We start from the raw sequence: 10,746 nt of genomic DNA on the forward strand, positions 1-10,746 counted from the left end.
TAAAGTTTCACTTTATATCCTTATTCATGAACTGCACAACGATTTGGACCAATCTCCATTTCACGCTCTTCTTCCACACTCGGATGGATTTTCCCCATATTCGTTTGACGAATTTCTTCATAAGCATTCGGCTGAGGTGGTAGATTCTCCGTTACAGTTTTACGAAACTCTATCTCATCGACAATATTTAATCCTATATTCTCCTTAAATAGATCTTGTAAATTCGCACTCACAATGCCTCGTTCATCCATTTCACTTATTTTTGAGTAATGAGCTGGTAAAACAATTAACTCTTGAGATAATTCCTTATAGCGCTTATATAATGTATTTCGTAAATCACTCACCCAATCTTCAGCCTTACCAGCCAGATCTGGACGCCCGATTGAATCTACAAATAAAATGTCACCTGATAATAAATAGGAATCATCTACAATAAATGATGTACTTCCAATCGTATGCCCCGGTGAGTATAACGCGTCAATTTCAATTTTGGTACCCCCCACCGTAATAACAGTGCCCTCTACTAGCCGTTCGTAAGAGAAAACAACTTCCTCCGCATCTTTTGGAGGTAACCAATACGTACCGCCTACTTTTTCAGCTAATTTACGTCCACCTGAAATATGATCTGCATGTAAATGTGTATCCATTACGTTAGTAATAGTAACTCCGTGCTCTTTTGCAAACTCTTCGTACGCCTCAATCGTTCTCACCGCATCAATGACTGCTGCTTCACCGTTTGAAACTACCATATAAGACAAACATCCTTTTCCAAGACGATTAAATTGATATATACTTCCCCCGCCCTGTACATCCCCTACCTTTACCGGCTTCACATACTCACTCCAAGCTTTCATACCGCCAGCTAAATAATAAATATTATTGAAACCCTCATCTAACAATTGCTCTGCAACAAACTGAGAAGAACCCTCTTTCGCACATACAACTAAAATCTCTTTCTCCCTCGGTAATTCATCTACAATATGTTCTACACCATCTAATAAATCAAAATACGGTTTATTCAATGAAGAAATTTGTTTCCCTTCAATTTTCCATTCTTCATAATCCGCTTCATTCCGAACATCTAAAATAAATAACTCTCCGAATAAAACTTTCTCTGCAACATCTTTTGCTTGTAACATCTTAGCGACCATGCAATTACCCCCATAGGTATATTTTCATTTAAAAAATTTTATTTTTCCATATTCCCTTGCCACTCTAACATACCTGGAATGACATTTTTCACATTTGAAAAACCTTTTTCTTTCAACGTTTGACAAGCTATATCACTACGATTACCAGTTCGGCAAACAACATAAATTTGCTTCGTCTGATCTAACGCTGCACTCTCTAATTCGCCTAACGGCACCGAAATTGCGGATGGAATATGACCAAAGGCGAATTCCGCCGCTTCACGAACATCTAATACAGTGCACTCTTCACCACTTAATAATATATCTTGCAATTCCCCATTCGTAATTGTATGAGGATATTTCACAACTTCATTCACTTCATGTTCGTGTGATTTTCGTACATAATGCTTTAATACATTTCCCTCTTGTTTCGTTCCGATATATTGATGCCCTACTTTACTTGACCAACTTTGTATATCTAACGTCGATCCTTTATCCGTCGCCTCTATTTCAATAACTTGCCCTGATGCCAACCCTTCTATCGCCTTTTTCGTCTTCACAATTGGCATCGGACAAGCCAATCCTTTACAGTCTAAACTCGTATCAACTTTTATACTCATAATCATTTCCTCCCTAATTAATATACATATACCTGTAGGGGTATTTTAGAATGTTTTTGAAAATCTGTCAACACATATGTTTGACAGATTATCGGCTTTTTACAAGTAATTGAACTGCTTCTTTAATTAATTCTTCATTTGATCCATTACCTGTTTCAAACTGCTCGCGCAAACATTGCTCTAAATTTGTTCCCACAACGAGTCCAATTGTACGATCTAGCGCAGAACGGGATGCAGTTAACTGTGTAATAACATCTCGGCAATCTTTTCCCTCTTCCATCATGCGAAGCACACCACGAACTTGACCTTCAATACGTTTCAATCTATTTTTCATATCTTGATTATATTCCACTGTAGACCACCTCCGTAATTATAACTACATTATACATTACTTTATAACTTTGTATAATATCATATACCCTGAAGGGTATATTGTAAAGCGGTTTGTTTTTTTGTCAAACCTTCTAGGGTATAGTAAAAATGCACTGCATTGTAGTCCATCTAATTTATTCTCTTTACCCTTTTCTAACTCTTAATCGACAGCCTTTACTGACTAATAATAATAAAGTTGTTTAATTTTGAGGGCGTGAATCCGCATCGCTACGTTGTTAAACTGTTCCATTTCAATAACAAAGTTGTTTAAAAATACGGTAGTGTATAGTTTATAATGAAGTGTAGACAAATACTGTTCGACTTATTAAATTATTTAAACTTTGAAATAGAAGATATAAGAATAGCCTACATTTTAAGGAATATAGGCTAAGCAATATAAGTTAATCTGTTATTAATTTTGAATAAATACTTAGATCAATAAACTTTTCATTAGATTTTTCACACTTTCTCATTGTCCCTTCGAATGTAAAGTTTAACTTTTGTAAGACTTTTATTGAATTAATGTTTTCAGATTCAACTTTTGCTTCTATTCTATTGAATTCTAAAGTACTAAACGCATAATCCATTAAAGAGAGAATGGCTTCTGGCGCATATCCCTTACCCCAAAAAGCTTTACTAATATCGTAACCAATTTCTGCTTTGGCGTTTTTGAAATCAAATGAATTATAACCACAAGAACCGATAATTTCATTTGATTCTAATTCAATTATCGAATAACGAATAGCTCTGTTTTCCCGAGATAGCTTATCAAGCATTTCAATCATATCTACCGCTTGGCTTTCATCAGTAAAACTATTGATATTCATAAATTTTGTAACTTCTGGATCAGACCAAATTGTAAACATGCTAGCTGAGTCTGATGCTTTCATTTTTCTTAAAACTAATCTTTCGGTTTGTAGTTCTGTAATCAATATTTTTACCTCCATTATGTTTTTATTTTGGGGTCAAGATATTGATATCTGCGCATAGTTCAGTCCCTTCGTGTTTCAAGATAATATTATTATAAAAGTTATAAAGGATGAAACAATAACTTTTATAAATTTGGTTATGTCACAGTTTATGATAACTGCGTAATAAAGAAAAATGAAACGACCGTATTTTGATTTTTTAAACATCTTTAATTTTATTCTTATTTTCCGTTCGTTGAGAGCAATTATTTTTTAGTTGCTGTATTTCCCATTGCAATAGAAATTCTATTCCAACTGTTGATTTGATTGATTACCAAAACAAGGTCAACATATTGTTTCTCGTCATAGTGTTCACGTACTCGCTTATATAGGTCTTCAGGAACTCTTTTAGTAGGAATTAGAGTAATATGCTCAGATAGTTCAAGAGCAACTTTCTCTTCAGGTGTATAAAAATCACATTCATTCCAAGCATTCAAACAATAAATTCGTTGTTCGGTTTCACCCATCTTACGAGCATCGGATGTATGCATATCTATGCAGAAAGCACAACCGTTAATTTGAGAGACTCTAATCTTTATAAGTTCTCTAGTAATTCGATTAATTGTAGACTTCTTAGTGTACTTCTCCATATCCATCATAATTTTCATGCCATCAGGTGCAACATCATAGTAGGAAATTCTTTGACTCATAAGGCAAGACCTCCTTTAATTTTAAGATACTTATAATTATACCGTCACACGAACGTTTGTGCTAATATTTTGTTTGTAAGGCATTCGAAATCAAAGAGAATTTCAGTTGTAGACAGTGTAATTAGTTGTTTCATGGTACGTAAATATCGCAAATGAGTATACGGACGCGATAAACGAGGTAATTTCATTTCTATTCCTAATTTTTTAGCAGTAGGATGAATGAACGAGCTCCAAGCTTCTACCACATAAGGCAATTTCCATGGTTTAACTTTAAGATGCGGGATAGGGCGTAATTCAAGTGGCATCCATTCTATTTCTACATCTTTTTCCTTTGCAACCCCATCTAAAGGGGCAGTAGCTAAAAAACAAAATGGACAAATAAAATCAGAATAAACTCTAATCTTCACTGTCATATAAATTCCTCACATTTCTTTTTATCCCATATTTGTAACTATACGAGCTTCAAACATGGGGATAATATGACTAATACAATATATCTACTACAAAAAATTCATTTCATTTACGAATGAAGTAACCCCTCGTTCCATTGTCATACTTCCTATAACCTCTTTGTAAAACTATAATCCATCTCTCCACCTAATGCTTCAGCTGTATCACCAGTTTCTCTAAAATCATGTGTATAAATTTGTTCAAATAAACCGAAATCTACTTGCTTATAAAATTCGAAACAAGGGAATCCATCATGTTCTCCTTGAATATCGATACTGCCATCCTTTTTCACACATACAGTTAATAAATAGTCCACAGGAGGGGCATACACATTTAACGGATTACTAGCACTTGCACTCATTTTGAATTGGACACCGTCAGAATTCCATACAATATCAGTACACACAATATTTTCAGTACTCGCTTTTCCTGTTCTTTTATTCACCGAACCATCTGGATTTGTAACCTTCTCTGTCGTAATCCCCGTGTTCGCATATGAAAACACTTCTTCTTTATAAAAATCCACTACTACCTCTTGCTCAACTCTAGAGCGCATAGTATTTACCGCATGTGGTGTAAATTCACGTGAATCACCTTCGAATTGTATTACTCTCCCTGTTTGTACATCCTTACTCGGTTCCGTCCAAGACATTGGAATAAATACACTGGCTCTAATTTTAACGATATTCGTCATAAGAAACACCCCTATAATTCTAATTTTATATACTGCATACTATTGAATAAAATAGACCACAATTTCAATCCTAGAACCAATAGCTTTCTCTTTTACGTTTGCTACTTCCTTCTAAAAAATAGCGCTATATTTATATCTAGATTTTCGTTTTAAAGCTATATTCCATTTCTCCAGCTAGTGCTGCTGGGGTATCATCCGTTTCTCTGAAATCATGTGTATATATTAATTCAAATGAACCAAAGTCTATTTGTTTATAAAATTCATAGCAAGGGAAACCATCATGTGCACCTTCAACATGCACAGTACCACTTTCATTAACTCGTATAGTCAAAAAATAATCTGCTGCAGGTGCTGCCGCGTTTAACGGATTACTTGCACTTGCTCTCATTTCAAATGAAACTTCATCTTCACTCCATACAATATTTGTACATGCAATGTTTTCTGTACTTGTTTCTCCTTTTTGATACTCAATTGAGCCATCTGGATTTGTAATTTTCACAGTGACGATACAAGCATCTGCATATGTGAAAATTTCTCTTTTATAAAAATCAATATTCACTTCTTGTTCTAATCTTGAACGCTTTGTGTTCACAGCATATGGTGTAAATTCACGTGCATCTCCAGCATATTCAAACGCTCTTCCTGTTGCAGGATCCTTAATAGGTTTCAGCAAAGTATACGGTGCAAATACACTCCCTCTAATTTTAACGATATTAACCATATGAAACCTCCATTGATTCTATTTAAATAAATCTTTATTTGTTCTACCACTATCACATAGTCAACTTGATTGACTATATCTTGTATAGTACAATGGTTTTCACTTATAGTCAATTTAATTGACTATAAGTAAGGAGGTTATATACATGACTCATCAAACACTTAACGAATTAGATCTCACTTCACTTTTATCACTATCTTTCAGCACATTAATTACTGAGCTACATGACAAATTAAGTGAATTGGGATTTGAAGATATTAGGCCAGCGCATGGTTTTATATTCAAACGCATCCTTCCTAATGGAGCAACCGGTATAGAACTAGCTGAATATTTAGGGGTTTCAAAACAAGCCATAAGTAAAATGGTAGATTCTCTGGAGAACAGTGGTTATGTCACGCGCCAAACGCATCCTACTGATAAAAGAGGTAAAATTATTGTTTTAACCGAGCGTGGTTTAGCAGTAATGAAAGCAAAAGAAGAAATAATAGCTGAAATAGAACAACGATGGATTGCAAATATAGGTGCAGAACGAATGCAAATGCTTAAAGAGGATTTAACAACATTCGTTAATGAAGAAAATACCGGCAAATTTGCATCGAGCATACGACCTGTTTGGTAAACAAAAACTCCATATAAAAAACGAATCCATTTTGATTAGTCTTTTTCAAAATGGATTCGTTTTCTACAGTTTTATTAAAATCATTGATTCCTTTAAATTTTGTTTTAAATATATGATATATCATATATTATGCATTATATAATTCCATAACTCTCTGCATGATCAAATCTGCCGTATTCTCCTCCGGCGGCATTAGCAACCTCGTTACCGGCCCATACACAACAGGATTTAATTCCACTTCATACCCACCATATACATATTCCTCTTTGCTTGGTAAATACCCAATATATCCATTCGTATATCCACCAAAGAAAGCTCGTTCATTTTGAAGACTCTCTTTCATTTCTAAAGCAGTTTCTGAAAAAGGTTCCATCGGTATTCCAGAGAATATCCCATCATTAATTTGAAACAATTGAATTTCTAAATCAACACTTAACTGCCGAACATCTTGCTTATATTTCTCTAAAACGATAGTAAGCCATTCATCAGTATTCACACCCCACTGCTTCTCAGCTAATTGGGCCATTCTTTTTATCTCTTCAATTTCTGGAATATCCTTTAATTTCATTTGCATCGTCGTCGAAATAGTTCTTAGATTTACAATTGGGCTATATGTAACTGTTGGCAATATCGTTAATACATGTCCACTAAGTACGTAAGCCATTTGTTTTAATGCTTCCTGTGAACCACGATACTTCGCATTCACATTTCCAGTGGCACCTTGAACAATAATAACAGGACAGTTTAATATTTTCTCCAAAATCTCTCTCGTCATTCCAGGATAATCCGCTGATAATACATCGCTATCCCCTTTTAAAACATTCGGATGAGCAGTACAAAATACAACGATCCCAACTAACTCCTTCGTTTCAGCATTTCTCATTGTTAAAACACCAATACGTTTATCTACAATGCCCTCTATATTTGTTCCCATCTTCGCTTTTCCATCAGATGTTCTCTCTCTTCGGTTTACTCCAATATCACCTGTCGTAACACCCCATCCAACTTCACATAGCTTCAAGTTGTTATTCGCAGTAACGGCACCTTGCACTACATTATTTACTAAAATCGTTTTATACGACTGTACTAGAGGGTCATCTCCGACCGTTTCTGGACCAGAGTGTGTATGAATATAAACAACTGTTATTCGCTCAACTGGCACATGAAGCTCACTAGCTACTCGTTCACGAATAATATTCGTATCGTCTACTATCATCCCAATATTATCAATACTTATAAACACAGTTTTCATTTCATTTTTCTCAAATACTAAGATTGTCCCGTAAATACGCTCTTCAATATTATTAATTCCTGTATCCCTATGATATCCGATAAAATCAATACCTAAAGGAGGCGTAATATCCACCTTGCATACCCCTATTTTGCTCATTTGAATTGCTCCATTTCTATATATAACTCCCTTTCTTCAAGAATAGCATATTTAATTCTGTTCCAAATTAAAAAGAACGGGCATAGAATTCTATGTCCGTTCTTTTCTTCACACATACTTCCGATGCACCATCTTCCCATCATAAGAAAACACAACGCCCTTACTTTCCACAATCGACTCCATATGCACCGTTCTTCCCCATAGCTGATGAAGATACGGTAATACTTTTTCTAAGTATTTTAAATCTAGCTCAATTCCTTCATAGCTATGTTTAATGTACAATTCCCCATTCTTTAAGTAGTCGCCATCTTCTACTACTAAGTACGGGAAACCTCCATTTGTACGCATATTTACAAGTTGATCACGCACATGTTCCCACTCTTTATCAATTACTTTATATTCTTTTCCTTGGCGCTGGAATAAGTACATATCTTCTCTCATTACGAGTTCTTTATTTAAGTAGTTTCTTAGGAACGATACGTCCCATTCAATTTCCCGTACTTCAAACATTTTCTCGCGACCAGAACCAGGCTTCACACCGCGCCTTTTCATTTCTTCTGTCGGATTGTTGTAGCGTTCTTCAATATCTTCAAACATTTTAATACCGAGGTAGTATGGATTAATACTTGTTTTTGATGGCTGTACGACACCTGCATTTAATTTCGCAAATTCAATTGCTTCACCAGATGTTAAGTCCATTTCACGAAGTATACGTTGATGCCAGTAGGAAGCCCAGCCTTCATTCATGATCTTCGTTTCAAGCTGTGGCCAGAAATATAACATTTCCTCACGCATCATCGTTAATATGTCGCGCTGCCACTCTTCTAGCTCACGGCTGTATTCTTCAATAAAGAGGAGTAAATCTTTTTCTGGTTGCGGAGGGATTTTCTTCTTTTTATGCATATTAGGTCGTTCTCGTGTTTTATTTCGATCATCTAAATTCCATAAATCATCGTACTGTGATATCTTTTTCTTCTCTACATCCTCTTCTAAATCTTCAATACTCCATGCAAGTTTCGGGCGCATAAGTGACGGGTCAATATGTTCTTGAATGGCAAGTACGGCATCTAAAAATGTTTCTACCTCTGCCTTTCCGTACTTATGCTCATATGCTTTCACACGATCCGCTGTTGCAGCCATACTTTCTACCATGTCTCGCTTCGTATTCGAAAAACGAATATTATTTTTAAAGAAATCACAGTGCGCTAAAACGTGCGCTACGATTAGTTTATTTTGAATTAAAGAATTCGTATCTAATAAAAAGGCGTAACATGGATCAGAGTTAATAACGAGTTCATAAATTTTACTAAGTCCTAAATCGTATTGTAATTTCATTCTGAAAAATTGCTTTCCAAAACTCCAATGTGAAAACCTCGTCGGCATCCCATATGCACCAAATGTATAAATAATTTCCGCTGGACATACTTCATAACGCATCGGATAAAAATCAAGCCCAAATCCAGTCGCAATTTCCGTAATTTCCGCAATCGCATATTGCAATGCTTTATCTTCACTTGCTCTCATTATTTTCCCTCCTTACACTTTCCCTTAAGAAAGTGTATGATGAGGAACAAGCTTTCATGAGGATTGATTGCATAATAAAAAGACACCCCCGAAAAAACGAGAATGCCTCTTTCTAATTAACCCTCAATAATCTCCATCTTCTCCGTAATCGGCGTACGAGCTTTTCCTTCTGGTGCTTTATCAAAATAGCCGATATGAAGAATTCCAACGATGCGTTGGCCTCTTGTTAAACCGATTCCTTCTATAAATAGTGGATTGTAGTTTAATCCACCTGATTTCCAAACACATCCTAAGCCGCGTTCCCAAGCAAGTAATTGGAAGTTTTGCATAAATGCACATGTTGCAGCGTAATCTTCGTCACGTGGAATTTGACGCGGATCTTCATTCATATATACAACGATTTGTGCAGGTGTGCTTAAGAAACGGTCAGATAAAATTTTGCCGCGTTTCACTCTTTCTTCTTCTGTGAAAGAGTTTAATACTGCGTCTACTAATTTCTGACGGCCTTCTCCAATGTATAATTTACAATTCCATGGTTCACGGTTTTTATGATTCGGTGCCCATGTTGCGTCGTTTAATAGTTCAATTAATAGCTCTTTGTCTACTGCTTTATCTGTAAATGTACGAACAGAACGTCTTTCTTTAATCACATTTGCGATGGAAGTATATGTAGTCATATTTTTCTCTCCCTTATTTTTATCTATATGTATAAGCTTGTTATTGATATTGATTTTCAATTTCGATTATAACCTAGTTTTTCACTATTAATCAATGTTTTATGTTGGAAAACTTATAAAAACTCCTTTTCATACTGTGAATAAAAAAACTTAACTTGTTCACAAGTTTTTCACATTTTATGGAAATGATATGTGTGAGTTTTCCACATTACCCATCTAGGAGGAGTTTACATGTATAAGAAAATCGCAGTAAGTATGACTATGGCAGCATTATTATGCGGGGTGTCTGTTTTCCCTGCTTCCGCTGCCTCGCCAAAAGAAGTAACAATGCACCATCATAAGCCAATCTCAGAGGAAGAAATGCAGTCTCTCGAAAAACTCGGCTATAACAAACATGAAATTTGGAAAGCTGCCCACATTGCAAGAATCAGTAAAAAGGAAATTAAAGATGTTTTAGCTTACTATAAGCAAAATAAATCTTGGGAGAAAACAGCCGAGCATTTCGGTGTAGATCCAAGTAAATTGAAAAAGCATCATATGAATAAAGAAACGAAAAAAGCACTACTGCAAGAATTAGCAAATATGCAAAAGTCCACACCAGATGGACTAAAACAAAAAATGAAAGAGTATAATATCAGCTTACGTCAGCTCACGGTATTAACAATCATCGCTCAAAAAAGTAATACTTCTCTCGATGATGTACTGAAAATGAAAAAAGATGGGATGGATATTAAACAAATTGCGGAAAAATTAAATGTTAAAAAAGAAGATATACGGGCAGAAATGATTAAATTAGTGAAGTCTATTAAAGAAAAGAAAACAAATTAGCCTGCCAAAAAGGAAGAGATATTCAATACTCTTCCTTTTCTTTATCCCGCTATTTGTGGGTAGTAAAACTCCCACCTCAAAATTCGGCTGGAGCAAAGAAGTT

Annotated in this window: 12 protein-coding genes and 1 pseudogene; 2 read left to right on the forward strand and 11 right to left on the reverse strand. The window is 35.3% G+C overall.

Annotated features, from left to right (window positions below):
• Positions 1–20: 20 nt before the first annotated feature.
• The 8 genes and pseudogenes from V7038_RS12805 to V7038_RS12840 all read right to left on the reverse strand — a co-directional run bounded on the left by V7038_RS12805 (position 21) and on the right by V7038_RS12840 (position 5,605).
• Positions 21–1,151: an MBL fold metallo-hydrolase gene (locus V7038_RS12805; RefSeq protein WP_335470440.1), complete on the reverse strand. Its 1,131-nt coding sequence runs from the start codon at positions 1,149–1,151 to the stop codon at positions 21–23.
• Positions 1,152–1,189: 38 nt separating this feature from the next.
• On the reverse strand, positions 1,190–1,750 hold the full coding sequence (locus V7038_RS12810; protein ID WP_335470443.1) for a sulfurtransferase TusA family protein: 561 nt from the start codon (positions 1,748–1,750) through the stop codon (positions 1,190–1,192).
• A gap of 88 nt (positions 1,751–1,838) precedes the next feature.
• Positions 1,839–2,102 carry a metal-sensitive transcriptional regulator gene (locus tag V7038_RS12815; RefSeq protein ID WP_000456201.1) on the reverse strand — a complete coding sequence of 88 codons (264 nt, stop codon included), beginning with the start codon at positions 2,100–2,102 and terminating at the stop codon, positions 1,839–1,841.
• A gap of 421 nt (positions 2,103–2,523) precedes the next feature.
• Complete coding sequence (locus V7038_RS12820; RefSeq protein ID WP_002159200.1) at positions 2,524–3,054, reverse strand: GNAT family N-acetyltransferase; 531 nt, start codon at positions 3,052–3,054, stop codon at positions 2,524–2,526.
• 242 nt (positions 3,055–3,296) lie between these two features.
• The gene (locus tag V7038_RS12825; protein ID WP_002010721.1) at positions 3,297–3,740 is read right to left on the reverse strand and encodes a carboxymuconolactone decarboxylase family protein; all 444 of its coding nucleotides are present in this window, start codon (positions 3,738–3,740) and stop codon (positions 3,297–3,299) included.
• Positions 3,741–3,883: 143 nt separating this feature from the next.
• Positions 3,884–4,153: pseudogene (locus tag V7038_RS12830) on the reverse strand (DsbA family oxidoreductase); the annotation flags it as partial.
• Between the two features lie 146 nt (positions 4,154–4,299).
• Entirely contained in the window at positions 4,300–4,884 is a 585-nt protein-coding gene (locus tag V7038_RS12835) for a DUF3238 domain-containing protein (protein ID WP_002203362.1), read from the reverse strand.
• A gap of 136 nt (positions 4,885–5,020) precedes the next feature.
• A complete protein-coding gene (locus V7038_RS12840) occupies positions 5,021–5,605 on the reverse strand; it encodes a DUF3238 domain-containing protein (protein ID WP_002203363.1) in 585 nt (194 codons plus the stop codon).
• A gap of 145 nt (positions 5,606–5,750) precedes the next feature.
• Here V7038_RS12840 and V7038_RS12845 point away from each other — a divergent pair, with 145 nt between their 5' ends.
• Positions 5,751–6,224 (forward strand): MarR family winged helix-turn-helix transcriptional regulator, encoded by a 474-nt coding sequence (locus V7038_RS12845; RefSeq protein ID WP_002203364.1) that lies wholly within the window; start codon positions 5,751–5,753, stop codon positions 6,222–6,224.
• A gap of 127 nt (positions 6,225–6,351) precedes the next feature.
• Here the strand turns inward: V7038_RS12845 and V7038_RS12850 are convergent, their stop codons facing one another.
• The 3 genes from V7038_RS12850 to V7038_RS12860 form a co-directional block, all read right to left on the reverse strand.
• Positions 6,352–7,614, reverse strand: a complete 1,263-nt coding sequence (locus tag V7038_RS12850; protein WP_335470446.1) for a neutral/alkaline non-lysosomal ceramidase N-terminal domain-containing protein — start codon at positions 7,612–7,614, stop codon at positions 6,352–6,354.
• A 108-nt stretch (positions 7,615–7,722) separates the two neighbouring features.
• The gene (gene spoVR, locus V7038_RS12855; protein ID WP_070127937.1) at positions 7,723–9,138 is read right to left on the reverse strand and encodes a stage V sporulation protein SpoVR; all 1,416 of its coding nucleotides are present in this window, start codon (positions 9,136–9,138) and stop codon (positions 7,723–7,725) included.
• 116 nt (positions 9,139–9,254) lie between these two features.
• Complete coding sequence (locus V7038_RS12860; protein WP_002159207.1) at positions 9,255–9,815, reverse strand: nitroreductase family protein; 561 nt, start codon at positions 9,813–9,815, stop codon at positions 9,255–9,257.
• Between the two features lie 231 nt (positions 9,816–10,046).
• Here V7038_RS12860 and V7038_RS12865 point away from each other — a divergent pair, with 231 nt between their 5' ends.
• Positions 10,047–10,643: a hypothetical protein gene (locus V7038_RS12865; protein ID WP_002201700.1), complete on the forward strand. Its 597-nt coding sequence runs from the start codon at positions 10,047–10,049 to the stop codon at positions 10,641–10,643.
• Positions 10,644–10,746: the final 103 nt, after the last annotated feature.

Origin of the sequence: Bacillus sp. JJ783 (assembly GCF_036963225.1) — a bacterium.
GTDB classification, from domain to species: domain Bacteria; phylum Bacillota; class Bacilli; order Bacillales; family Bacillaceae_G; genus Bacillus_A; species Bacillus_A cereus_U.

What these genes read in the sequence shown, in the direction of transcription:
- spoVR (WP_070127937.1), bottom strand. Translation starts at nt 9,138, where the DNA reads ATGAGAGCAAGTGAAGATAAAGCATTGCAATATGCGATTGCGGAAATT.
- V7038_RS12850 (WP_335470446.1), bottom strand. Translation starts at nt 7,614, where the DNA reads ATGAGCAAAATAGGGGTATGCAAGGTGGATATTACGCCTCCTTTAGGT.
- V7038_RS12810 (WP_335470443.1), bottom strand. Translation starts at nt 1,750, where the DNA reads ATGAGTATAAAAGTTGATACGAGTTTAGACTGTAAAGGATTGGCTTGT.
- V7038_RS12860 (WP_002159207.1), bottom strand. Translation starts at nt 9,815, where the DNA reads ATGACTACATATACTTCCATCGCAAATGTGATTAAAGAAAGACGTTCT.
- V7038_RS12805 (WP_335470440.1), bottom strand. Translation starts at nt 1,151, where the DNA reads ATGGTCGCTAAGATGTTACAAGCAAAAGATGTTGCAGAGAAAGTTTTA.
- V7038_RS12840 (WP_002203363.1), bottom strand. Translation starts at nt 5,605, where the DNA reads ATGGTTAATATCGTTAAAATTAGAGGGAGTGTATTTGCACCGTATACT.
- V7038_RS12865 (WP_002201700.1), top strand. Translation starts at nt 10,047, where the DNA reads ATGTATAAGAAAATCGCAGTAAGTATGACTATGGCAGCATTATTATGC.
- V7038_RS12835 (WP_002203362.1), bottom strand. Translation starts at nt 4,884, where the DNA reads ATGACGAATATCGTTAAAATTAGAGCCAGTGTATTTATTCCAATGTCT.
- V7038_RS12825 (WP_002010721.1), bottom strand. Translation starts at nt 3,740, where the DNA reads ATGAGTCAAAGAATTTCCTACTATGATGTTGCACCTGATGGCATGAAA.
- V7038_RS12845 (WP_002203364.1), top strand. Translation starts at nt 5,751, where the DNA reads ATGACTCATCAAACACTTAACGAATTAGATCTCACTTCACTTTTATCA.